The sequence below is a fragment of the Sphingobium sp. TomTYG72 genome, assembly GCF_055394715.1.
In genome coordinates this window covers 1239923-1261756 of sequence record NZ_AP027336.1, presented here as the reverse complement: position 1 = coordinate 1261756, position 21834 = coordinate 1239923, and the positions used below count along the sequence as shown (strand labels likewise).

At 61.2% G+C, this 21834-nt stretch carries 23 protein-coding genes; 14 read left to right on the top strand and 9 right to left on the bottom strand.

Annotation, left to right across the window (positions count from 1 at the left end; translation table 11 throughout):
* Positions 1 to 2: 2 nt before the first annotated feature.
* The 7 genes from ACZ5U1_RS06405 (at position 3) to rpmE (ending at position 7316) form a co-directional block, all read left to right on the top strand.
* Positions 3 to 773, top strand: a complete 771-nt coding sequence (locus ACZ5U1_RS06405; protein ID WP_464779858.1) for a phosphatidate cytidylyltransferase — start codon at positions 3 to 5, stop codon at positions 771 to 773.
* The gene (locus ACZ5U1_RS06400) at positions 770 to 1930 is read left to right on the top strand and encodes a 1-deoxy-D-xylulose-5-phosphate reductoisomerase (RefSeq protein WP_464779857.1); all 1161 of its coding nucleotides are present in this window, start codon (positions 770 to 772) and stop codon (positions 1928 to 1930) included. The genes ACZ5U1_RS06405 and ACZ5U1_RS06400 overlap by 4 nt, the downstream gene beginning before the upstream one ends.
* On the top strand, positions 1927 to 3060 hold the full coding sequence (gene rseP / locus ACZ5U1_RS06395; protein ID WP_464779856.1) for an RIP metalloprotease RseP: 1134 nt from the start codon (positions 1927 to 1929) through the stop codon (positions 3058 to 3060). The genes ACZ5U1_RS06400 and rseP overlap by 4 nt, the downstream gene beginning before the upstream one ends.
* A 93-nt stretch (positions 3061 to 3153) precedes the next feature.
* Entirely contained in the window at positions 3154 to 5832 is a 2679-nt protein-coding gene (gene bamA / locus ACZ5U1_RS06390; protein WP_464779855.1) for an outer membrane protein assembly factor BamA, read from the top strand.
* A complete protein-coding gene (locus tag ACZ5U1_RS06385; RefSeq protein ID WP_464779854.1) occupies positions 5832 to 6494 on the top strand; it encodes an OmpH/Skp family outer membrane protein in 663 nt (220 codons plus the stop codon). The genes bamA and ACZ5U1_RS06385 overlap by 1 nt, the downstream gene beginning before the upstream one ends.
* Positions 6495 to 6502: 8 nt before the next feature.
* Positions 6503 to 6985: a 3-hydroxyacyl-ACP dehydratase FabZ gene (fabZ, locus tag ACZ5U1_RS06380; protein ID WP_464779853.1), complete on the top strand. Its 483-nt coding sequence runs from the start codon at positions 6503 to 6505 to the stop codon at positions 6983 to 6985.
* 106 nt (positions 6986 to 7091) lie between these two features.
* On the top strand, positions 7092 to 7316 hold the full coding sequence (gene rpmE / locus ACZ5U1_RS06375) for a 50S ribosomal protein L31 (RefSeq protein ID WP_066861944.1): 225 nt from the start codon (positions 7092 to 7094) through the stop codon (positions 7314 to 7316).
* A gap of 250 nt (positions 7317 to 7566) precedes the next feature.
* Here the strand turns inward: rpmE and aroB are convergent, their stop codons facing one another.
* Both aroB and ACZ5U1_RS06365 read right to left on the bottom strand, forming a co-directional pair.
* Entirely contained in the window at positions 7567 to 8676 is a 1110-nt protein-coding gene (aroB, locus tag ACZ5U1_RS06370) for a 3-dehydroquinate synthase (RefSeq protein WP_464779852.1), read from the bottom strand.
* On the bottom strand, positions 8667 to 9215 hold the full coding sequence (locus ACZ5U1_RS06365; protein WP_464779851.1) for a shikimate kinase: 549 nt from the start codon (positions 9213 to 9215) through the stop codon (positions 8667 to 8669). The genes aroB and ACZ5U1_RS06365 overlap by 10 nt, the downstream gene beginning before the upstream one ends.
* An 82-nt stretch (positions 9216 to 9297) precedes the next feature.
* Here ACZ5U1_RS06365 and ACZ5U1_RS06360 point away from each other — a divergent pair, with 82 nt between their 5' ends.
* Genes ACZ5U1_RS06360 through ACZ5U1_RS06345 form a run of 4 tightly spaced genes read left to right on the top strand, consistent with a single transcriptional unit; the run spans position 9298 to position 13180 of the window.
* Positions 9298 to 9486: a hypothetical protein gene (locus tag ACZ5U1_RS06360; protein WP_196224058.1), complete on the top strand. Its 189-nt coding sequence runs from the start codon at positions 9298 to 9300 to the stop codon at positions 9484 to 9486.
* 4 nt (positions 9487 to 9490) lie between these two features.
* Positions 9491 to 11302 (top strand): hypothetical protein, encoded by a 1812-nt coding sequence (locus ACZ5U1_RS06355; RefSeq protein WP_464779850.1) that lies wholly within the window; start codon positions 9491 to 9493, stop codon positions 11300 to 11302.
* Positions 11303 to 11306: 4 nt separating this feature from the next.
* On the top strand, positions 11307 to 12224 hold the full coding sequence (locus tag ACZ5U1_RS06350; protein WP_464779849.1) for a tyrosine recombinase: 918 nt from the start codon (positions 11307 to 11309) through the stop codon (positions 12222 to 12224).
* Positions 12225 to 12235: 11 nt separating this feature from the next.
* Positions 12236 to 13180, top strand: coding sequence for an acetyl-CoA carboxylase carboxyltransferase subunit alpha (locus tag ACZ5U1_RS06345; protein ID WP_464779848.1), 945 nt, complete (start codon positions 12236 to 12238; stop codon positions 13178 to 13180).
* A gap of 14 nt (positions 13181 to 13194) precedes the next feature.
* Here ACZ5U1_RS06345 and ACZ5U1_RS06340 read toward each other — a convergent pair.
* Positions 13195 to 13955 (bottom strand): IS5 family transposase gene (locus ACZ5U1_RS06340; RefSeq protein ID WP_464777745.1). Its coding sequence is split into 2 segments (ribosomal slippage): positions 13195 to 13622 and positions 13622 to 13955, totalling 762 coding nucleotides; the frame shifts between segments, so codons are not numbered across the junction.
* 171 nt (positions 13956 to 14126) lie between these two features.
* On the opposite strand from ACZ5U1_RS06340, the gene ACZ5U1_RS06335 reads away from it, so the two are divergent.
* The gene (locus ACZ5U1_RS06335; protein ID WP_464779847.1) at positions 14127 to 15569 is read left to right on the top strand and encodes a M48 family metalloprotease; all 1443 of its coding nucleotides are present in this window, start codon (positions 14127 to 14129) and stop codon (positions 15567 to 15569) included.
* A gap of 83 nt (positions 15570 to 15652) precedes the next feature.
* Here ACZ5U1_RS06335 and ACZ5U1_RS06330 read toward each other — a convergent pair whose 3' ends face one another.
* Together ACZ5U1_RS06330 and ACZ5U1_RS06325 are read right to left on the bottom strand one after the other, a co-directional pair.
* Positions 15653 to 15814, bottom strand: coding sequence for a Flp family type IVb pilin (locus tag ACZ5U1_RS06330; protein WP_464779846.1), 162 nt, complete (start codon positions 15812 to 15814; stop codon positions 15653 to 15655).
* Between the two features lie 134 nt (positions 15815 to 15948).
* Positions 15949 to 16134, bottom strand: coding sequence for a Flp family type IVb pilin (locus ACZ5U1_RS06325; RefSeq protein WP_464779845.1), 186 nt, complete (start codon positions 16132 to 16134; stop codon positions 15949 to 15951).
* 80 nt (positions 16135 to 16214) lie between these two features.
* Here ACZ5U1_RS06325 and ACZ5U1_RS06320 point away from each other — a divergent pair, with 80 nt between their 5' ends.
* Positions 16215 to 16622 carry a (deoxy)nucleoside triphosphate pyrophosphohydrolase gene (locus ACZ5U1_RS06320; protein ID WP_464779844.1) on the top strand — a complete coding sequence of 136 codons (408 nt, stop codon included), beginning with the start codon at positions 16215 to 16217 and terminating at the stop codon, positions 16620 to 16622.
* Between the two features lie 37 nt (positions 16623 to 16659).
* Here ACZ5U1_RS06320 and bfr read toward each other — a convergent pair whose 3' ends face one another.
* The 3 genes from bfr to ACZ5U1_RS06305 form a co-directional block, all read right to left on the bottom strand.
* Positions 16660 to 17139, bottom strand: a complete 480-nt coding sequence (gene bfr, locus ACZ5U1_RS06315) for a bacterioferritin (protein WP_196224051.1) — start codon at positions 17137 to 17139, stop codon at positions 16660 to 16662.
* A gap of 158 nt (positions 17140 to 17297) precedes the next feature.
* A complete protein-coding gene (locus ACZ5U1_RS06310; protein ID WP_449471793.1) occupies positions 17298 to 17468 on the bottom strand; it encodes a (2Fe-2S)-binding protein in 171 nt (56 codons plus the stop codon).
* Between the two features lie 55 nt (positions 17469 to 17523).
* Positions 17524 to 18768: a DUF418 domain-containing protein gene (locus tag ACZ5U1_RS06305; RefSeq protein WP_464779843.1), complete on the bottom strand. Its 1245-nt coding sequence runs from the start codon at positions 18766 to 18768 to the stop codon at positions 17524 to 17526.
* A gap of 59 nt (positions 18769 to 18827) precedes the next feature.
* Here ACZ5U1_RS06305 and ACZ5U1_RS06300 point away from each other — a divergent pair, with 59 nt between their 5' ends.
* A complete protein-coding gene (locus ACZ5U1_RS06300) occupies positions 18828 to 19595 on the top strand; it encodes a methyltransferase domain-containing protein (RefSeq protein ID WP_464779982.1) in 768 nt (255 codons plus the stop codon).
* A 38-nt stretch (positions 19596 to 19633) separates the two neighbouring features.
* Here ACZ5U1_RS06300 and purL read toward each other — a convergent pair whose 3' ends face one another.
* Positions 19634 to 21811, bottom strand: a complete 2178-nt coding sequence (gene purL / locus ACZ5U1_RS06295; protein WP_464779842.1) for a phosphoribosylformylglycinamidine synthase subunit PurL — start codon at positions 21809 to 21811, stop codon at positions 19634 to 19636.
* Between the last annotated feature and the right edge of the window lie 23 nt (positions 21812 to 21834).

Genomic DNA, 21834 nt, shown 5'->3' with positions numbered 1-21834 from the left:
CGATGTCCAGTGAGCTTCGCACCCGCGCGGTCGTTGGGCTGCTGCTTATAGCCCTAGCCTCCGCCGCCCTTTACTTCGGGGGCTTCTTCTTCTGGTTGCTGCTCGTCGTCGCTGGCGTGCTGATGCAGGGGGAGTGGGCGGACCTTACGGGCGCTTCGCCTGAGCATCGGCGGCTTTCAATGTTTGCGGTGTCCGTGCCGCTGGCGCTGCTTTGCCCGCTGGCGGCGGGCCTGTCTTGGACAGCCTTCACGCTTGCGGTGGCCGCTTTCTTCTTTGTAGTCCTGGTCACGCGATCGGCTCGGCTGTCGCTGGGGATATTCTACGTTTTCGAGCCGGTTATAGCGCTTATCTTTCTGCGTCAGCAGCAGCCGGGTGGGCTTCTGCTTGCCTTCTGGACATTGTCGCTGGTGTGGGCGACCGACATTGGCGCTTATTTCGCGGGGCGTTCGATCGGCGGCCCAAAGCTGGCGCCAAGGGTCAGTCCTTCCAAGACTTGGGCGGGACTGGGCGGCGGCGTGTTGGCGGCGTTGATCCTGGGTTTCGTCCTGCATCGTTTCGCAGGGTTGCCGATCCAGCTTGCCGCTGCGAGCGGGCTACTGGCGGTGGCGGCGCAACTGGGCGACCTGCTTGAAAGCGCGATGAAGCGCCGTGCCGGTGTCAAGGACAGCGGGACCCTGCTGCCGGGCCATGGTGGCGTGATGGACCGTTTGGACGGGGTCGTCGCGGCGGCGCCGCTCGCTGCTGCCCTCTATCTTTTGTTGGTGTTCCCATGACGCGCAAGGTTTCCATCTTTGGTGCGACAGGGTCGGTCGGCATGTCGACACTCGATCTGATCGAGCGTGATCGCGATGCGTTTGAAGTGGTGGCACTGACCGCGCATAGCGACGTTGACGGGCTGGCTACGGTGGCGCGCCGGTGCAACGCCCAAATGGCTGTGATAGGTGACGCCGCGCGTTACGATGCACTAAAGGCGGCGTTGCAGGGGTCTGGGATCAGGGTCGCAGCGGGCGAAGCTGCTCTGGTCGAGGCGGCAGAGGCGGGGGCGGACTGGACCATGGCCGCGATCGTCGGTTGTGCGGGCCTGCGCCCTACCATGGCGGCGCTTAAGGCGGGTGGCACGGTTGCCCTTGCCAACAAGGAATCGCTTGTATCGGCGGGTGCGCTGATGATGGACGCGGCGGAGCATTCGGGTGCTATGCTGCTGCCGGTCGATAGTGAGCATAATGCTATTTTTCAGTGCCTTGCTGGAAGTCGTTTGGATGACGTGGCAAGGATCATTCTGACGGCGAGTGGCGGCCCATTCCGCACGCGCAGCCGGGAAGAGATGCGTCACATAACGCCAGCGCAGGCCGTGGCGCATCCCAATTGGTCCATGGGCGCGAAGATCAGCGTTGATAGCGCCACGATGATGAACAAGGGCCTGGAATTGATCGAGGCGGCGCATCTGTTCCCCGTGGGGCTGGGGCGCATCGAGATTTTGGTTCATTCCCAATCGATCATCCATTCGATGGTCGAATATCGGGATCGGTCGACCCTGGCGCAGCTGGGATCACCGGATATGCGTATTCCCATCGCCAGCGCGCTGGCCTGGCCCAATCGGATGGAAACGCCTTGTCAGCCGCTGAACCTTGCCCAGGCGGGGCGGCTTGATTTTGAGGCTCCCGACGATGTCCGCTTCCCCGCGCTTCGTCTGGCGCGACAGGCGGCGGAACAGGGAGGGCTGGCGCCTGCGATCCTGAATGCCGCCAATGAAGTGGCGGTGGCGGCGTTCCTGAATGAGGCCATCGGCTTCCTTGATATCGCCATGATTGTGGAGGACGTTCTGAACCGCTATAGCGCGCCAGTGCCAAGCGGGATCGACGATGTGCTGGAAGCAGATGCACAGGCGCGACGCATGGCGGGCCAAGTGATGGAAAGATTGACGGCTTGATCCAAAATCCCGGGTTCCTGTTGACGGTCCTCGCCTTTGTAGCGGTCATCGGGCCGCTCGTTTTCGTGCATGAACTCGGCCATTATCTGGTGGGCCGCTGGTGTGGCGTGAAGGCGGAAGCCTTTTCGATCGGCTTTGGCCCGGAGATCGCGGCGTGGGTAGACCGGCGTGGTACGCGCTGGCGCATCGGCGCTTTGCCGCTGGGTGGATATGTCCGCTTCAAGGGTGACATGAACGCCGCCAGCCAGGCAGATCCCGCATGGTTGCAGCTTCCCGCGAGCGAGCGCGCCGAAAGCTTTCCGGCCAAGCCGCTGTGGCAAAGAGCGGCAATCGTCGCGGCAGGCCCATTCATCAATTTCCTGTTTGCCATCCTGATCCTGTCCACATTCGCCTTTGCTTATGGCGAGAGCCGAACCCCGGCGGTCGTGGGGAAGGTGCAGCCAGCCAGCGCAGCGGCGGCGGCGGGTATCCAGCCCGGAGATCGTATCCTGTCGCTCAATGGGCGGGAAATGGCGACCTTTGATGACCTTCGCCTCTATGCGCAAATCCGTCCCGGTCAACCGGTGACGATCCTGCTCGAGCGGGCGGGCAAGACGGTCGAGAAGCGGGGCAGCGTCGGCGCCGTTCAGGAGCGTGACGGCTTCGGTAACAGTTTCAAGGTCGGGCGGCTGGGCATCGCTCCGGGACAGCCGGTGATAGAGCCGGTGGAGCTTTGGCGCGCGCCTGCGGTCGCTCTCAAGCAGACGGGGCAGATCATCCGTACGATGGTCGAGACGCTGGGGCAGATATTGGGCGGTGGCCGGTCGTATAAGGAACTGGGCGGACCACTCAAGATCGCGGAGGTTTCGGGTCAGGCCGCGACTTTGGGGGTTGAGAGCTTCGTATTCTTCATGGCCCTCATCTCGATTAACTTGGGGTTCATCAACCTGTTGCCAATTCCGATGCTGGATGGCGGACATCTGCTGTTTTACGGGGTGGAGGCGATACAGCGCAGGCCCGTCAGTCCGCGTGTGCAGGATTGGGCGTATCGTTCGGGTCTGGCGGTACTCCTGGCCATGATGATGCTGGTGACTTTCAACGATTTATCTTCTTTCGGGCTCTGGGAACGCCTGTCCGGCTTGATCGGCTAAGCCGTATCGGGCAGGGAGGCGCGATTTAGCGCCGTGTTTCCCGGCGTGAACGAACATATGCTTTTTTGTAAAAGGGTGGAGCGGGTGACAGCGATGATGAGCAGCAAGAGACAGCGCCCGGTTGTCGCGGCCCTTCTGGCAACGACGATGATCGGCGGCCTGTCTGCGGTTCCCGTGCTGGCGCAGGAAGCACCACAGCCTGCCGCGCCTGCACCTGTCCCCGCCGTGGCGTCGGCTATGGGCACCATCCGCAGCATCAGCGTCGTGGGCCAGCAGCGGCTCGAGCCCGACACAGTGCTGTCCTACACCAAGCTGCGTATCGGCCAGCCCTTCACCCAGGAATCGCTCGATCAGGCGCTGCGCGACCTGTATGAAACCGAGCTGTTCGCGGACGTCCAGATCCGTAACGACAATGGCGCGCTGACCGTCGAGGTGAAGGAAAATCCGGTCATCAACCGCATCGTGCTGGAAGGCAACAAGCGGCTGAAGGAAGACAAGATCCGTCCAGAGATCAAGCTCGCACCGCGCCAGATCTACACCCGGTCGAAGGTTCGCGCCGACGTTGCCCGCATCATCGAACTCTATCGCCGCCAGGGCCGCTTCGCGGCCACGGTCGAGCCCAAGATGGTGCAACTCGACCAGAACCGTGTCGATATCGTCTTTGAAATCTCGGAAGGCCCCAAGTCGAAGGTCCGCCAGATCAACGTCATCGGCAATGACAAGTTCAGCGACGGCGAACTGCGCAGCCAGATGGTGACGAAGCAGTCGCGCTGGTTCCGCGTCTTCTCCTCCGGCACCAGCTATGATCCAGATCGTCTGGCCTACGACCAGCAGAAGCTGCGCCAATTCTACCTGACCGAAGGCTATGCCGATTTTCGTGTGATTTCGGCGGTCGCGGAACTGACGCCCGACAAGCAGGACTTCATCATCACTTATGTGGTTGAGGAAGGAAAGCGCTACAAATTCGGCGACGTGAAGGTCGAATCCGACATCCGCGACCTGTCGGGTGCGTCGCTGACCAAGACGCTGCCGATGAAGAAGGGCGATTGGTACAACGCTAAGCAGGTTGAGGACACCGTCGACACGCTGAGCGAGACGGCGGGCCTGTTTGGCTATGCCTTTGCCGACGTTCAGCCGGACTTCAATCGCGACAAGGACAGCCTGACGATGGGGATTAATTTCCGCATCGCTAACGCGCCGCGCGTTTACGTCGAGCGGGTGGACATTAATGGTAATACGCTGACCCAGGACAAGGTGGTCCGCCGCGAATTTCGCCTGGCGGAGGGCGACGCGTTCAACAGCTTCCTCGTCAAGCGTTCGAAGGACCGCATCAACTCGCTCGGTTTCTTCCAGGAGAAGCTCGACATTGAGCAGAAACCCGGCTCCGCGCCCGATCGCATCGTTCTGGAAACCAATGTTCAGGAAAAATCGACGGGTGAACTGTCGCTGTCGGCGGGCTTCTCCTCGCTTGAGCGCTTCATCGTCTCGGCATCGATCACGCAGCGCAACTTCCGCGGCAAGGGGCAGGAACTGCGCACCAGCGTCAATTATTCGAGCTATTCCAAGTCGGTCGAAGTGGGCTTCACCGAACCCTATTTCATGGACAAGAATATCGCGCTGGGTGGCGATATTTACCGTCGCGATCTGAATAGCTTCCGCTTTACTGGCAGCGGCAACGATCGCGACACGACGTACCAGCAGACCACGACCGGGTTCCAGATTCGCGCGGGCGTGCCGATCACCGAATATATGTCGCTCGCGCTGCGCTACAGCCTCAACCTGGACGATGTGAGCCTGGACGAGGATACATATTATTCCGACGTTGACGGCGACGGCGACAGGGAATGCGACCCTTTTCTGGCAGGGCGGTATCTCTGCGACGCGATAGGCAAGCGGACGACGTCCTCCCTGGGCTACTCGCTGATCTACGACAATCGCGACAACCGCATCCGTCCTACGCGCGGGCATAATATCGTGCTGAGCCAGGATTTCGCGGGCCTTGGCGGTAGCGTCAAATATGTCCGCACGCGCTTCAACGGATCGAAGTTCTGGCCATTGGGCGGCGGTTTCATCTTCTCGCTGTCAGCTGAAGGTGGCTATATACATTCGCTGGAAGGTGAACGTCGGGATGCTTCCGGGGCGCTCGTCGACAAGGTTCGTCTGACCGACCGATTCTTCCTTGGCAACCCGCAAATCCGCGGGTTTGACATTCGCGGTATCGGCCCCCGGATCAAGCGGTACTCTCTGGTGACTGACCCTGACAGCCCTACCGGATTCTCGCGGAGTACGAGCGATAACAATGTCCGCGATGACGCGCTGGGCGGCAAGATTTACTATCTCGCCCGCGCTGAGGTGGAAATTCCGCTGGGCTCCGGCGCTCGCGAAATGGGCCTGCGCCCGTCGATCTTTGTGGATGCTGGCGCGGTTGCCGGATTGCGGGATCCTCAAGAGACTAGGTTTGGTGGGTTCTGTTCACTTACGCCCGTGACAGGCTCAAACAATCCTGCGTTACCGCCGGTCCGTACTAATCAGAACAACCTTGGTGATTGCGCCAATGTCGCGCCATCAGGTTATACCGCCGCTTATCTCGACGGCACCGGATTTGAAGAAGTTTATCTAGGCGACACGCTCAAGCCGCGTGTCTCCGTGGGCTTTGGCGTCAACTGGAATTCGCCGTTCGGGCCGTTCCGCATTGATATCGCCAAGGCCCTGCTCAAGGAACCAGGGGACGACACTCAGCTCATCAGCTTTAACGTAGGGACTCAATTCTAATGAATAAGATGCTCAAGGCCGCGGCGCTTGCTCTTGCGCCCATGACTGCCATCGCACTGACCAGCGTGCCTGCCGCAGCCCAGTCGAAGTTGGGGATCGCTGTTGCAGACCTGCAGCGTGCGGTAGCGACCAGCTCGGCCTACACCACGGCTCGCTCACAGATTCAGACGACCTACAAGGCGCAGATCGACAGCTTCACCGCGCGTAAGAACGCGATCGACGCTGATCTGAAGGCCAAGGGCACGGCGCTTGAAGCGGCGATGAAGGCTGCGGGCAACAAGCCCACGCCTGCGATCCAGACCCAGTATGAAGCCTATCAGAAGGCCGGTCAGAATGGTCAGGCCGAGTTGCAGCGCCTGGGCCAGCCGATCGCGCTCGCCAACGCCTATGTCGAAGAGCAGATTTCGGCAAAGCTGTCGGACGCGCTCAAGTCGGCGATGACGAAGGCAAAGGTCGACCTGATCCTGGCACCCGACGCCACCGTGTCCTACCAGCCGACCGTCGACATAACGCAACAGGTCGTGACCGAACTCAACGCACTGGTGCCGAGCGTCGGCATCGTGCCGCCCGCTGGTTGGCAACCCGGCGGCGCTCGTGGTCAGGCGCCGACGCCTGCCGCCGCGGCTCCCGCCAACCCGTCGCAGCAGCCGACCTCGCGCTGATCGCAGCGATGACGGGGGAAGTTGAAGCGGCCACCGCCGCCGTGGGTGCCATCGATATTCGTGGCATCATGGCGGCGCTGCCGCACCGCTATCCGATGCTGCTCGTCGACCGCGTGGCCTCTCTCGTGGTGCGAGAGAGGATTCACGCGGTCAAAGCCGTGTCGATCAACGAATCGTTCTTCCAGGGGCATTTTCCTGGTCGGCCAATCATGCCGGGTGTGTTGATCGTCGAGGCGATGGCGCAGGCGGCGGGCGTGCTGACGGTCGAAACGCTCGATCTGCGAGGATCGGGCAAGCTCGTTTATTTCATGAGCATCGACGGGGCGAAGTTCCGCAATCCGGTGGAACCGGGTTGCTTGCTGGACCTTCACGTCGAATTGCTTCAGATTCGTGGCCGCGTCTGCAAGTTCGTGGGCAAGGCAACGGTGGATGGCAAGCTGTGCGCTGAGGCGAACTTCGTCGCGATGATCGCCGATCCGCCGGAGGACTGAAGGCTGGGAGGGGTTGCGTTCGCGCGTGATCCCATGTAACCGCGCGCCTTCGCAAGAATTCGCATCCATGGCCGGTCGGAAACCGGCCCATTGACGGAGCAGACTCATGAAGGCCAATACCCACCCCGATTACCACCTGATCACCGTCCAGATGACCGACGGCACCACCTTCCAGACCCGTTCGACCTGGGGCAAGGAAGGCGACACGCTGGCGCTCGACATCGACCCCAAGTCTCACCCGGCCTGGACGGGCGGCAACCGCCAGCTGGACACCGGCGGCCAGGTGGCGCGCTTCAACAAGCGCTTTGGCGGCCTGACGCTGAAGAAGTAATCGGTTCCTTCTTGGAACGAATGAAGAGGGCGCCTGATGGGCGCCCTTTTTTGTTATATGCGGCGGTGTTCCAAGACGGCCCCCTCCCGGAGGCGTTCAAACGAGGCGTGTGACTCGTTTGAAGGGTTGGGGGAGGGTGTGAGTGGAGCGAGTTTCTAAGCTGGCCTTTTGAAATGGGCCACGTTGCACTGGCCCACCCCCGGCCCCTCCCGCTTGCGGGAGGGGAGCAGCATCGCACTCCGCCTGGACCTCAAACGTCCGCACGATCCTCATCAAGGAAGGTTGCGACATCATCCAGCGCCACATCCTTTGACAGGAACGTCTTTCCAATCCCCCGCGCCAGCAGGAAGGGGAGGGTGCCTGCCGCCATTTTCTTGTCGTGCAGCATATGAGCAACCAAAGCGGCGCCGTCGGCTTTCACATGAGCACTTGCAAGATCATGCGGCAGGCCAACGGACTTCAGATGTGCCGTCACCCGATCCGCATCCTCCACCGGACACAGGCCCCGCCGCGCGGAATAGCGGAAGGCGAGCGCCATGCCCGCCGCCACGCCTTCGCCATGCAGCAGCAGATCGGAAAAGCCCGTATCCGCCTCCAGCGCATGCCCGAAAGTATGGCCAAGGTTCAGCAGCGCGCGGCGACCGGATGTTTCCCTTTCGTCATCCGCGACGATGGCGGCTTTCGCTCGAACACTTCGTTCGATCGCGAACTCGCGTGCGTCGCGGTCGCCCGCGAGTAGTTTCTGCCCTTCGGCTTCACACCATGCGAAGAAATCCGGGTCGTCTATCAGGCCATATTTCACGACCTCGGCATAGCCCGCGCGGGTTTCGCGCGCGGGCAGGCTGTCGAGCGTCGATGGGTCGATAAGGACAAGGCTGGGCTGATAGAAGCTGCCGATCAGGTTCTTGCCCGCGCTCGCGTTGATCGCGGTCTTGCCGCCTACGGAGCTATCCACCTGGGCGAGCAGCGTCGTTGGCACCTGGATGAAGTGGCAGCCGCGCTTAAGGATAGACGCTGCGAACCCGACGAGATCACCGATCACTCCGCCGCCAAGCGCCACGACATGATCGCCGCGTTCCACTTCCAGGGCCAGCAATTGGTCGAGCAATTGCTCAAGGTGTCGCCAGCTTTTCGTCTGCTCGCCTGCGGGCAGGATGATGGGTTCGACGGCGATACCGGCGCCGCGCAGGCTGGTTTCGAGCCGGGGCAGCTGTGCCTTGGCGACATTGGCGTCGGTCACGACGATCAGCCTGCCGCTGCGGGTGTAGGGCGCAAGATGATTGGCCGCCCGGTCCAGCGCGCCTTGTTCGATCACGATATCGTAACTGCGCGCATCCAGCGCGACGCGAACTATTGCCATGCGGCCAGTTTCTCCAGGATGCGCTCGACCGCCACTTCGTGCGGGGCGGCGATGCTCTTCACATGAATGGGTGCGAGCGCGTAGACAGGATTGCGCACCGCCGCCAGTTCGGTCAGCACGACGCGAGGGTCTTTGCCCTTCAAGAGAGGGCGCCCTTCCCGCCGCGACACTCGATCGACCAAAGTGTCGATGTCGGCGTCGAGCCATATCGCAGTCCCCTGATCGAGGATAAGCGCGCGTGTCTCTTCCTGCATGAACGCGCCGCCGCCGGTTGCGATCACCTTTGGCTCGTCGTCCAGCAGCCGGGCGATCACCCGGCGTTCGCCATCGCGAAAATATCCTTCGCCATAGCGTTCGAACATTTCCGAAATCGTCATGCCAGCGGCCTTTTCGATCTCTTCGTCCGCATCCACGAAGGCAAGGCCAAGCCGTGCCGCCAACCGACGCCCCACCGTCGATTTGCCGACGCCCATCATCCCGATGAGGACGATGGAACCGCGCTTTGACTGCGGAGGCACGGATTTGCTGTTTCGCTGCATTGCGGAGGGGGCTATACATCCCCCCGTCGCAGAGGCAAATCGCAACTTTCCTCAACTTCACGGCTCGGCCGCACAAGGATTCATGAGAAGCAATCGTTCCTTCAGCACCTTCGAGAGCGGTTCGCGTCGTCGCGGCACGCGCTTGCCCATCATTCCCATCGTCCTGATCGTCCTGGTGATCGGTCTGGTCGCGCTGCTTTGGTCGCGCGGCGGAGAACGGCCGCAGCAGCGAGTGGAAAAGGCCATTCCCGCCGAAAAGCTGGGCAAATAAAGGCATGCGTCAAGGCCGGTTGAATGCGAAATGGGCGCTTGGAACGCTTGCGCTCGCTCTCACGCTGCCGGTGATTGCGCAGGAGTCGCCTGAATCGCTCCTGCCCCCCGGCTTTGGAGAGGCGCCCGAGACGCCGCCCACCGCCGGATCGCAAACGCCGCGACCGGCAAGTCCGGCTGCTCCCGTTCCGATGATTCAGCCCTTGCCGTCCGGTAGCGCTATGGCTCCTGCCGACAATGCAGCGGGAAATGGTCCAGAGGAAGCGCTGTCAGAAGAAGATCTGGCGGCGCAAAAGCAGAAATATGACCTTCCGGAAGGCGCGCATCGGTCGCTGGACCGGATTGGGCCGCTGACGCCCGAACGGCGTGGCCTGACGCCCGACGCTTTTGGCGCGCAGTCCGGACGGTTCCTCGCCACGCTGATGAAGGAAATGCGGGCGCCGATCGCGTCGCGTTGGGCCTCTATCCTGCTACGGCGCGCGCTGCTGTCCGCAACCGACACGCCTCGTGATATCGACGGCGCCGATTGGGTTGCGGAGCGGGCCTGGTTGCTGCTGCGCATGGGTGAGGCTGATAGCGCGCGGCTGCTGGTGCAGAGCGTCGATTCGGACAAGTTCACGCCACGCCTCTATGCGGTGGCGATGCAGACTTATCTGGCCACGGCGGACCCGGCTGGCCTGTGCCCTCTATCGGCTGGCGCGCTGCGGTACAGCAAGGAGCCGGGGTGGGACATGACGCGGGCGATCTGCCCGGCATTGTCGGGCGATCAGGGGTCGGCGAGCGCTGCGCTCAATCAGGCCCAACGGCGGGGCGTGGTGCGTGGAATAGATTACCGGCTCGCGGAAAAGGTCGTGGGCACCGGGTTTGACGCGCGGCGATCGGTGAAGATCGAATGGGATGGAGTCGATGGGCTGACGGCATGGCGCTTTGGCCTTGCAACCGCGCTCAACGTGGAAATTCCCGAACCGCTATATGCCACCGCCGGGCGCCACGTCCGCGCGTGGGAAGCGCGCGCGCCTGCGCTCAGCGCCGTTCGTCGCCTGCCGGGCAGCGAGACGGCAGCGCGGCTTGGCGTGTTTTCGAGCCAGGCTTTGGTGGGATTTTACAGCCAGCTTGGCGCTGACGGCGATGCGTCGCCCGAAATTGCCGACCGGATCGACGCGCTGCGCACCGCCTATCGTGGTGGCTCGCCCGAAGAGCGGCTGCAGGCCATGCGGACGTTATGGGGGGACAATGGCAGGCCGGATTATGTCGGCCTGATCGCCACGGCCAAAGCCGCCGCCGCTTTGCCGGTCGCGGATGTCGATGCGCAAGACGCCGCCAATCTGATCGCTGCCATGCTGACGGCAGGATATGATCGCAGCGCGGCCCGCTGGAGTGGGGTGGCGCGTCAGGCAGAAGGGGAAGGCGCTGGCGATCTGTGGGCATTGCTCGCAGTGGGCGCGCCCAGTGCCGTCGTCGAAATCAGCGAAGGCCGGATTTCCTCCTTTGCCGAACAGGCCGGTGCGCAGAAGGGGCAGATGCTTATAGCCGCGCTGGCGGGTCTCGCTCGTATCAATTCGCAGACAAGCGCGTCATTGGCGCAGGAAAATGGACTCACCCTGGCGGTGAACAGCCGGTGGGCCAGGGCGATCCATCAGGCGGCGGCGAGAGGGGAAAAGGCCACCGTCGCGCTGCTCGCCGCAGTGGGCATGCAGACGGCAGAGTGGAATCGCCTGCCACCCGCCCATCTCTATCATATCGTCGCTGCTCTGCATCAGGTCGGGCTTGATCCCGAAGCGCGGATGATCGCGGCGGAGGCGATTACGCGGATTTGAGTCCATGGGAGAAGATGGCGCGCTGATCGGTCGGTTTCTGGAAATGATGGCGGCTGAACGGGGCGCATCGCGCAACACCTTGCTGGCCTATCGCGCCGATCTGGAAGGCGCGGCGGCGATTTTGGGCGGCCTTTCGATCGCGACGAAGGATGGCATTGCAGGGCTGGCGACAGCCTGGGCAGAGTTGGCGGCCTCGTCCGTCGCGCGAAAGGTCTCCGCCCTGCGCGCATTCTACGGCTTTCTGGAGGAAGAGGGGCTGCGTGCCGACAATCCTTCCCCCGCATTGCCACGCCCCGCAACGCGAAGGTCCCTGCCAAAGATATTGTCCGCGCAGGAAGTCGAATCGCTCTTTGCCTTGATCGAACAGAAACTGGCGGTCGAGCATCCTTCCGCGTTGGATCTTCGTCTGTCTGCCCTGATCGAGCTGTTATATGGTTCCGGTTTGCGCGCTACCGAACTGGTATCCTTGCCCCGTCGCGCGCTGGCCGCGGATCGGCCGTTCCTGATTTTGAAGGGCAAGGGCGCGCGTGAGCGGTTGGTGCCGATATCGGATCGGGCGCGGGCCGCCGTTTCCACGTGGTTGCCGCATGTCCCTGCTGAAAGTCCCTGGCTGTTCCCGTCGGGCAAAAATTATCTTAGCCGCATTCGGCTCTATCAGCTGGTGAAGCAGCTGGCCGCTGCCGCCGGTATCGCTCCGCAGCGGGTCAGTCCCCACGTGCTGCGCCATGCGTTCGCCACGCATTTGCTGGAAGGGGGAGCGGACCTGCGTGCGTTGCAGTCGATGCTTGGCCATGCCGATATCGGAACGACGCAGATCTACACGCATGTCGACAGCCGCCGACTGGTCGAACTGGTCAACAGCCGCCATCCACTCGCGACAATGCGCCATCGTTTCGTTGACGAAGAAGCGTCTGCCCCCTAACGCCGTCGGCCATGGTTAGCTTTCTGGAATTTGAAAAACCTATCGCCGAGCTAGAGGCGCGTGTCATCGAATTGCGCGCTACGGCCAGCGCCGGTGACATCGACATCGGCGATGAAATCGACAAGCTTGAACAGCGCGCGAGCAAGGTGCTTGTGGACACATATGCCAAGCTGACGCCTTGGCAGAAGACCCAAGTGGCTCGTCATCCCGATCGCCCGCACTTCAAGGATTATGTCGCGGGGATGTTCGACAATTTCATGCCTTTGGCGGGTGACCGGGCGTTTTCAGATGATCAGGCGATCATTGGTGGTCTGGCGATGCTGGGTGACCGCCGCGTCATGGTGATCGGTCATGAAAAGGGCGACGACACCGCCAGTCGTGTTCGTCACAATTTCGGGATGGCGAAGCCCGAAGGCTATCGCAAGGCGATCCGCCTGATGCAATTGGCTGACCGTTTTGGGCTGCCGGTCGTGACATTGGTGGACACATCGGGTGCTTTCCCCGGCGTGCAGGCGGAAGAGCGCGGGCAAGCTGAAGCGATCGCCCGCTCGACCGAACAGTGTCTGGCCTTGGGCGTGCCCATGGTCGCTGCGGTGGTGGGTGAGGGTGGCTCCGGCGGCGCGGTGGCGTTGGCCGCTGCGAACCGGGTGTTGATGTTCGAACATGCGGTCTATTCGGTCATATCGCCCGAAGGCTGCGCGTCCATCCTGTGGCGCACTGCCAACAAGGCCAGCGATGCCGCCACCGCCATGCAGGTCACCGCCCAGCATCTTAAGGATTTGGGCGTCATCGACCGGATCATTGCAGAACCCATTGGCGGTGCACATCGTGAGCCGGTGCAGGCGATAGCCAGTTTAGGTGCCGCCATTGGCGAAGAGTTGGATTCCCTTGCCGGATTGAGCGCGCAGGATCTTCGTACTGACCGAGCCGACAAGTTCCTCGCCATCGGCGCTTGATCTAGGGTCAGGACTCATTGATTGAGCCAGAAGATGACGGTTGCAGCGATGCAGATGGCTGACATGAATGTGTGCGCACAGCGGTCGTAACGGGTGTGGATGCGACGCCAGTCCTTGAGCCTGCCGAACATGTTCTCGATCTTGTGACGCTGGCGATAGAGCACGGCATCGTGCGGGATCGGGACCTTTCGGTTCTTCTTTGACGGGATGCAGGCGGTGATGCTGCGTTCCGCGAGCGCGTTGCGGAACCAGTCGGCGTCGTAGCCTCGATCGCCGAGCAGGGCTTTGGCGCGGGGCAAGGCGTCGAGCATCAGGGCAGCGCCTTTGTAGTCGCTCATCTGCCCCTCGCTGAGCAGCATGACCAGCGGTCTGCCCTTTCCGTCGCAGACGGCGTGGAGCTTGGAATTCAGGCCGCCTTTGGTGCGTCCGATACGTCGGGGAACAGCCCCTTTTTGAGCAGACTGGCTGCGGTCCGGTGCGCCTTCAGATGCGTCGCATCGATCATCAGTTGGTCAGGCTGCCCGGCCTTCGCCGAGAGCGCTGCGAAAATCTTGTTGAACACGCCAAGTCGGCTCCACCGGATGAAGCGGTTGTAGATCGTCTTGGGAGGGCCATAGTCGGCAGGTGCATCGCGCCACCGCAGGCCGTTCCTGATAATGAAGATGATGCCGCTGATGATCCGACGGTCATCCACCCGGGGCACGCCGTGCGACAGCGGGAAATACGGCTCGATCCGGCGCATCTGCGCCTTCGAAAGCCAAATCAGATCACTCACGGCGACGCCTCCTCACGCCGCCATTGAATCAACCAATCCTCAGCACCGCAAGTAATTTAATAGGTCCTGACCCTAAGACTGCTCTCAGGGAACATGCATCCCGAACGTCGTTTCGTCTCGGTAACGGGTTGAGCATGTCTGGAAGAGCCGTGAGAGGGGATGAGCGTCGCGATGAGCGTCGCAGCCGTTCTTGCAGCACCGTCCGTCCTTGGTCAGCAGCAGGCGATCCGGACAGTGACGTCCATCAGCCCGCAAGACAAGGCGAGTGGCGCCAAGCAGCGCCCGCAGTTGCTCAATGAATTTGGTGGCGTCTATGCCGCGCCCCAGGCCAAATATGTCGAGACGGTAGGTCGCCGCATCGCCGTGCAGTCGGGCCTGTCCAACGCCCAGAGCGATTTCACCGTCACGCTGCTCAATTCGCCGGTGAACAACGCCTTCGCCATCCCCGGCGGCTATATCTACATCACCCGCCAGTTGATGGCGCTGGCCAATGATGAAGCGGAATTGGCCGGCGTGCTGGGCCATGAAATAGGGCATGTCGCGGCTCAACATGGTCAGCGGCGGCAACAAGCAGCGCAGCGTAACGCGATCGGGGGCACGCTCTTGCAGGTGCTCACAGGGGCGCTGCTTGGGGATTCCGACTTTGCGGGCTTGTTGCAGAAGGGGATCGGCACGGGCAGCCAGCTACTGACGCTGAAATTTTCGCGCACGCAGGAATATGAGGCTGATGACCTCGGCATCCGCTATTTGAGGTCAGCCGGATATGATCCCCGCGCGCTGTCGTCCATGCTTGCATCCCTTGCAGCCCAGAGCAATCTGGATGCACGCGTGTCCGGCAACGCCCGCTCCGTTCCCGAATGGGCGAGCACACATCCCGATCCTGCATCTCGTGTCGGCCGGGCTGCGCGTAATGCCTCTACGCAGAAAGTGGCGGCGGGCACGCGGAACCAGGACATGTTCCTCAAAGCACTGGACGGCGTTCTTTATGGCGATGATCCACGCCAGGGAATAATCGAGGGAAGTCGATTCCATCATCCCGACTTGCGTCTGGCGTTTACCGCGCCGTCGGGTTTCGGCATGGAAAACAGCGCCGATGCAGTTTCGATTTCAGGCTCGGGTGGGCAAGCCCAGTTTGATGGAGGCGCTTATTCGGGGGATCTCTCCCGCTATGTCGATTCTGTCTTCGCAAAGCTCGGTGGTGGCACCAGCCGCGTGCCAACAGGCGAAGTGCGTCGAACGACGATCAATGGTATAGCTGCTGCCTGGCGCACCGTCAGAGCAAACACCAGTTCCAGCCAGGTTGATGCGACGGTCGTCGCCTATGATTTTGGTGGCGAGAAGGCCTATCATTTCCTGCTGTTGACGCCTGTTGGGCAGGGGCTGGGTCCGTTTTCGTCCATGGTGCAATCGGTTTCGCGAATCACCTCGCAGGAGGCCGCCGCCATAAAGCCGCGCCACGTTAGCGTGGTGACCGTAAATTCTGGTGATACAGTGCAATCGATTAGCCGACGGATGGCTTATTCCGATTATCAGTTGGAGCGCTTCCTGACCCTCAACGCCTTGACGGCGCAAAGCGTGCTACGACCCGGCCAACGGGTGAAGATCATCGTGTGAGGCTCGTGTAACTTTCATTTCGGAGATGCGCAAAAAAAGGCGGCGGGATTGCTCCGGCCGCCTTTCTTCCTATCGTTCCGAAATCAACCCATGTTGCCCGAAACTTTGTTGAAGGTGTTGGTGAGCTTGCCACCAAGGCTGGTCATCGCGCCGATGGCGGCGACAGCGATCAGAGCCGCGATCAGGCCGTATTCGATGGCCGTGGCACCCTTTTCATTCTTCAGCATTTTGCGAACGAACTTCATGTGAAGTCTCCTTGACTAAAAATTCCCGTTTAATTACCCGGCCGCCCCGCTTGGAATAGGTCAGCTATGGACGGTTTATGGGAGTTAGGTTGACAAAGATTTAATGGCGCGAAGGAAGTGTCAGATATTGATGGTTAATGGGCGAGAACCTCTGCGGCGACGTTGTTCCACATACCTACGGTCTTGGTTGCTACGTTCGATATCGCCGCGAGTGCAGCCAGGCAGACCAGGGCCAGGATCAGTCCATATTCGACTGCCGTGGCTCCTCGTTGACACTGCAACAATCCCGATCGGGATAGGCGTTTGATCAACCCGCGCATTGAATCACCCGTTTATTGCAGACAGCCCCGTTCAGCCTTGTAAAAGAGCCAGAGTTAACAAACCCCTTTGCTGGACGAATATGACGACAATTCATCCCCTGCTGGTAGTGGCTGCCGCACTTGTCGACACGGATGGCCGCGTGCTGCTTCAGCAACGGCCGCCTGGGAAGGCGATGGCGGGGCTGTGGGAATTTCCCGGGGGGAAGGTTGAGGAAAGCGAAACGCCGGAGGCTGCACTTGTCCGAGAGTTGGAAGAAGAACTCGGCATCCGCACGCACACCAGTTGCCTTGCGCCCGCAGCTTTCGCCAGTGAGGGGCTAGGAGACCGGCACTTGTTGCTCCTGCTCTATGTTTGCCGAAAATGGGAGGGCCTGCCCGAGGCGCGACATGCCACAGAACTGAAATGGGTCAGGCCCAACCAGATGTATGCGCTGGATATGCCGCCGGCGGACCTGCCGTTGATTGGTCTGCTCGATTCGCTGATTTGAAACTGGGCGGGCTGCCGGGGCGACCTCGCCCGCCGAATCACTCTTCCCTGGCTTTGCTCTGCAGCTGAATATAGTTCTGAATGCCCATGCGTTCGATCATTTCGAACTGGGTTTCCAGCGTGTCGACATGCTCTTCCTCGCTTTCGAGGATCGATTGGAACAGGTCGCGGCTGACATAATCGCGCACGGTCTCGCAGTGGGCGATGGCGTCCTTCAGAACCGGGAGCGCCTCATATTCCAGCTCAAGATCGGCCTTCAGCACTTCTTCGACCGTTTCGCCTATTTTCAGGCGGCCAAGCAGCTGAAAATTGGGCAAGCCGTCGAGGAAGAGGATGCGTTCCGCCACCTTGTCGGCATGCTTCATCTCATCGATCGACTCTTCATATTCGAATTTGGCGAGCTTCTCGATGCCCCAATGATCGAGCATCCGGTAATGCAGGAAATATTGATTGATCGCGGTCAGCTCGTTCTTGAGGACCTCGTTGAGATAGTCGATGACTTTTGAGTCACCCTTCATGGCGCTGTCCTCGGGCTATTGGAATGAAGCCGTAACTATAGGGACATCGCGGGGCTTTGTTAACCGGAAAGCCGCGGAAAAGGGGGATTTTGCAAGCCGCTATTGCGTCGAGTTCGCGGCAAAAGAGAGACGCCCGCTGCGGATGTCACGCAATCGGATCAGGCGGTCGCGCGTTCGGCAGCTATCAGCGTGCGGGCGAAAGGTACGCATTGGCCGCATTTGGGCCGACGACCGAGGCGGGCATAGGCGCTGCAAGGGGTGTCGGCGCCGCCCCGCACGGCTTCCTTCAGATCCTTTTCGCGAATGGCATTGCAGACACAGACGACCATGAGGCTCTCCCTGACTCGGGAAATATCTCAAATGATAATGGGTCGCAATAGAATATTAGATGCTGTTGCGAATCTTTTGCGGTTTCCCGCGAGCCAAACTTCGCCACAGCCATTCCAATGGCCCTATGGCGAATCGAGAGAGCCAGGCGGTCGACCAGACAAGCATGAACAGCCATCCACACAGCACAACCAGTGGCAGTTCCGATGGTCGGAGATGCGCAAATAGCCCTAGTCCCCACCCGTAGAACACAGCGCACATGATGAGGCTGGTGCCGAGATAATTGCTGAGAGCGAGGCGTCCTGTGCGAGCGACTGCCATCGTGATCCGCTGCTGGCGATGTCGAGTGAAGATCCACAGGATCAGTGCCGCCCAGCCAGCTGCTAGCGGGATACGAAACGGAAATGACCAGGCAAGCGACGCGCCCAGGGATGAGACCGCAGGGAAGTCTAGCCAGAGCAGCCAGCCCGCAAGCACTGCCATGGGTGGCAAGCCGACCAGAAAACAATGGCGGGCAGTGCGCCAATATTGCTCCGCTTCCCATCGTCCGGTCAGGAATCCGCCCTTCAACATCGCCATGCCCATGAGCATGAAGCCAAGGGTATCAAATGCGCTCATGAAGAAGGTCCACCACCAATCGCGAGCGAGAAGCTGCAAATGATGCGCCAGGATGGTCGCGAAGCTGCCGCGATAGGTGGCGATCTCCTGGCGGGTGGCTGGATCATCCGGGTTGATGAATGGACCGATATATTGTGCGAAGCTCTCCCGCATGCTGGCGGTCGCGTCCGGTGCGGCAGCTGCATCCGCCCATTGGTGGATGCTCAACATGAATGCCGTGCAGATCAGAAAATGCGCAAGGAAGAAGAAAAAGGCCCATTTGATGAGCGCCAACGGTTCCTTGCGGACGAACAGCATCGCGATCAGCCCGATCAGGGCATAGTTCATCAATATGTCGCCTGCCCAAAGCAGTAGATAGTGGGCAAGGCCGAAGATGAACAACCAGGCCGCCCGGATGATTTGCGCCCGTTGTCCATCACGCCCCTCCATCTCCTCCCGATCGATCAGCAGCAGCATGGATGCGCCGAACAATAGTGAAAAAAGAGCCCGCATTTTCCCGTCGAAAAACAGGAAGCTGATCAGCCAGAACAGTTTATCGCCGACGGACAGCGGGCCAACAGCGGTCGGATTGAAATAGGCCGTCTGCGGCAGGGCAAAGGCGCTGATGTTCATCCACAATATGCCCATGACGGCCCACCCGCGCAGCACGTCCATGGCGGCAATCCGGGATGAAGGAGGAGACATGCGGCGAGGTTCCTTAAAGACGCTGGCAAAGTCGGCGGGGCTCTGTCATGCGACTAGCCATGAACAGCGGCCGCAAGCAACGGATAAGCGAAGCATTCGGCGCGGCGGCCGATCATTACGAAGATCATGCCGGTCCTCAACGCGCAGCTGCGGCACTAGTCGCCGACCTTGCTCAGCGGCAGAAGCCCGGCGGAGTAGGGCGCATCCTTGAGATCGGTTGCGGAACCGGCCTGTTGACTCGCGATATTCAGCAGCGTTGGCCGAGGGCGGAGTTGTTGGTCACCGATCTTTCTCCGGAAATGCTGGCCCGAACGGCTACCGGGGCATTCGTTGCAGGGACTTTTCTGGCAATGGATGGAGAAGCACCGCCGTTCGAGGGGGAATGGTTTGACCTTATCCTGTCGAGCCTCGCCTTCCAGTGGTTCGATGATCTGGATGAGGCGATTGCTCGCCTGGTCGCGCTGTTGAGGCCGGGGGGCAGCCTGATCTTTTCGACGATGGGGAAGGAGAGCTTCGGCCATTGGCGAGCAGTTCATCATGCTTGCGGGCTTGTTCCCGGTGTGCCCGATTATCCTTCGCTTGATGACCTGTCCTTGATGCTACGCCGATATGCGGATGCCTTCGCCTTCGACGAATACTATCCGCTCAATTGCAGCGGCGCGCGTGGTCTGATTGCTCATTTGAAAGGCATTGGCGCGGTCGTGTCGAGCGAGGGCCGGAAGCCGCTTTCGCCGAAAGAACTGAAGAAAGTGATAGCGGCATTCGATGCCGGAGATGGCACTGACGCCTATCAGATATTGTTCGGACGGGTGACCCGGCCTGCTTGACATGGCTCCCGCTGGGCAGGAGCCATGTGTGTTGGCACTTACAGTTCAGCGTCCATCAGGTTGGGGAAGAAACCCTCGTGCGCAGAGCGCAGGTCGGGGAGATTCACGCCCGTCACATTGTCGCCGCCGACGGTGCCGATCCTGACTGCACCGGCAATCTCCGTACCCGCCGCCGCTGTTACGACATAGCGGCCCTGATCTTCGCCAAAGGCCGCTGCGGTGTTCAATGCGATGTCGAGCTGCGCGCCCATTCCGCCTGCCAGAGCCATTTCGGCGATGGTAACCAGCAGGCCGCCATCTGAAATATCGTGAACGGCATTGACCTTGCCTTGGCCGATCAACGTGCGGACAGCTTCGGCATTGGTTCGTTCGGCGGCCAAGTCTACCTTCGGCGCGTCACCAGCTTCGCGGCCCTGAATTTCCCGCAGCCAAATGGACTGGCCGAGATGTGAGCCTTCGCCGCCGATCAGCCAGATCGCGTCGCCCTCCTGCTTAAAAGCGACAGTCGCCATCACATCGACGTCCTTCAAAAGGCCGATGCCGCCGATGGCGGGGGTGGGCAGGATTGCCGAGCCGCCGCCCGTCGCCTTGGATTCATTGTAGAGGGAGACGTTGCCCGACACGATGGGGAAGTCGAGCGCGCGGCAGGCGTCGCCCATGCCTTCCAGACAGCCGGTGAGCTGCGCCATGATTTCCGGCCGTTGCGGATTGGCGAAGTTCAGGCAGTTGGTGACGGCAAGCGGCGTCGCGCCGACGGCCGAGATGTTGCGATAGCATTCGGCGATCGCCTGCTTTCCGCCCTCATAGGGATCGGCATAGCAATAGCGCGGGGTGCAATCAGTGCTGATCGCGATGCCCTTTTGCGAGCCGTGGACGCGCACCACTGCCGCGTCGCCGCCGGGGCGCTGCACCGTGTCGGCGCCGACCATGTGGTCGTACTGCTCCCAGATCCAACGGCGGCTGGCTATGTCTGGTGATCCCATCAGCTTGACGAGATCGGCGCCGATGTTCGCGCTTTCGGCGATCTCGCCCAGCGGCTGAACGCCGGACCAGGCCTTATATTCGTCCTTCGGCATCGACGGGCGATCGTAAAGCGGCGCGTCGTCGGCCAGCGGGGCGAGCGGAATGTCGCACACCGTCTCACCCTTGTGGACCAGCACCATGCGGCCGGTGTCGGTCACATTGCCGATCACGGCAAAATCGAGTTCCCACTTGCGGAAAATGGCTTCGGCGAAAGCTTCCTTGCCGGGCTGCAGCACCATCAGCATGCGCTCCTGGCTTTCCGAGAGCATCATTTCATAGGCGGTCATGCCGGTTTCGCGCTGCGGCACATCGTCCATGTTGAGCTGAATGCCGACGCCGCCCTTGGACGCCATTTCGACCGAGGAGGAAGTAAGCCCCGCCGCGCCCATGTCCTGAATCGCGACGATCGCGTCGGACGCCATGAGTTCAAGGCATGCTTCGATCAGCAGCTTTTCAGTGAAGGGATCGCCGACCTGCACGGTCGGGCGCTTGGCGTCGGCGTCGTCGCCGAAGTCCGCAGAGGCCATGGTCGCGCCATGAATGCCGTCGCGGCCGGTCTTCGACCCCACATAGACGATCGGATTGCCGATGCCGCTGGCGGCCGAATAGAAGATCTTGTCCGTGTCCGCGACACCCACAGTCATCGCATTGACCAGGATGTTGCCATCATAGGCAGGGTGGAAATTTACTTCGCCGCCCACCGTCGGGACGCCGACGCAATTGCCATAGCCGCCGATGCCATGCACCACGCCGCTGATGAGATGCTTCATCTTCGGATGATCGGGACGGCCAAAGCGCAAAGCGTTCATGTTCGCCACTGGACGCGCGCCCATGGTGAAGACGTCGCGCAGGATACCGCCGACGCCCGTTGCCGCGCCCTGATAGGGTTCGATGTAGGACGGGTGGTTGTGGCTCTCCATCTTGAAGATCGCCGCCTGTCCGTCGCCAATGTCGACGACGCCTGCGTTCTCGCCGGGGCCGCAAATGACTTGCGGGCCTTCGGTCGGCAGCTTCTTCAGGTGGATGCGGCTCGACTTGTAGGAGCAATGCTCCGACCACATGACCGAGAAGATGCCCAGTTCCGTCAGATTCGGCTCACGGCCGAGGGCGTTCAGAACGCGGTCATATTCTTCCGGCGAAAGGCCATGTTCGGCGACAATTTCCGGGGTGATCTGAGTGGCTGCGGTCGACATGAGCGGGCCTTTAGCGGGGGCGC

Coding starts and splice junctions, on each gene's coding strand:
- ACZ5U1_RS06405 (WP_464779858.1), top strand. CDS start 3: ATGTCCAGTGAGCTTCGCACCCGCGCGGTCGTTGGGCTGCTGCTTATA.
- ACZ5U1_RS06400 (WP_464779857.1), top strand. CDS start 770: ATGACGCGCAAGGTTTCCATCTTTGGTGCGACAGGGTCGGTCGGCATG.
- bamA (WP_464779855.1), top strand. CDS start 3,154: ATGATGAGCAGCAAGAGACAGCGCCCGGTTGTCGCGGCCCTTCTGGCA.
- ACZ5U1_RS06385 (WP_464779854.1), top strand. CDS start 5,832: ATGAATAAGATGCTCAAGGCCGCGGCGCTTGCTCTTGCGCCCATGACT.
- fabZ (WP_464779853.1), top strand. CDS start 6,503: ATGACGGGGGAAGTTGAAGCGGCCACCGCCGCCGTGGGTGCCATCGAT.
- rpmE (WP_066861944.1), top strand. CDS start 7,092: ATGAAGGCCAATACCCACCCCGATTACCACCTGATCACCGTCCAGATG.
- aroB (WP_464779852.1), bottom strand. CDS start 8,676: ATGGCAATAGTTCGCGTCGCGCTGGATGCGCGCAGTTACGATATCGTG.
- ACZ5U1_RS06365 (WP_464779851.1), bottom strand. CDS start 9,215: ATGCAGCGAAACAGCAAATCCGTGCCTCCGCAGTCAAAGCGCGGTTCC.
- ACZ5U1_RS06360 (WP_196224058.1), top strand. CDS start 9,298: ATGAGAAGCAATCGTTCCTTCAGCACCTTCGAGAGCGGTTCGCGTCGT.
- ACZ5U1_RS06355 (WP_464779850.1), top strand. CDS start 9,491: ATGCGTCAAGGCCGGTTGAATGCGAAATGGGCGCTTGGAACGCTTGCG.
- ACZ5U1_RS06350 (WP_464779849.1), top strand. CDS start 11,307: ATGGGAGAAGATGGCGCGCTGATCGGTCGGTTTCTGGAAATGATGGCG.
- ACZ5U1_RS06345 (WP_464779848.1), top strand. CDS start 12,236: ATGGTTAGCTTTCTGGAATTTGAAAAACCTATCGCCGAGCTAGAGGCG.
- ACZ5U1_RS06335 (WP_464779847.1), top strand. CDS start 14,127: ATGAGCGTCGCAGCCGTTCTTGCAGCACCGTCCGTCCTTGGTCAGCAG.
- ACZ5U1_RS06330 (WP_464779846.1), bottom strand. CDS start 15,814: ATGAAGTTCGTTCGCAAAATGCTGAAGAATGAAAAGGGTGCCACGGCC.
- ACZ5U1_RS06325 (WP_464779845.1), bottom strand. CDS start 16,134: ATGCGCGGGTTGATCAAACGCCTATCCCGATCGGGATTGTTGCAGTGT.
- ACZ5U1_RS06320 (WP_464779844.1), top strand. CDS start 16,215: ATGACGACAATTCATCCCCTGCTGGTAGTGGCTGCCGCACTTGTCGAC.
- bfr (WP_196224051.1), bottom strand. CDS start 17,139: ATGAAGGGTGACTCAAAAGTCATCGACTATCTCAACGAGGTCCTCAAG.
- ACZ5U1_RS06310 (WP_449471793.1), bottom strand. CDS start 17,468: ATGGTCGTCTGTGTCTGCAATGCCATTCGCGAAAAGGATCTGAAGGAA.
- ACZ5U1_RS06305 (WP_464779843.1), bottom strand. CDS start 18,768: ATGTCTCCTCCTTCATCCCGGATTGCCGCCATGGACGTGCTGCGCGGG.
- ACZ5U1_RS06300 (WP_464779982.1), top strand. CDS start 18,828: ATGAACAGCGGCCGCAAGCAACGGATAAGCGAAGCATTCGGCGCGGCG.
- purL (WP_464779842.1), bottom strand. CDS start 21,811: ATGTCGACCGCAGCCACTCAGATCACCCCGGAAATTGTCGCCGAACAT.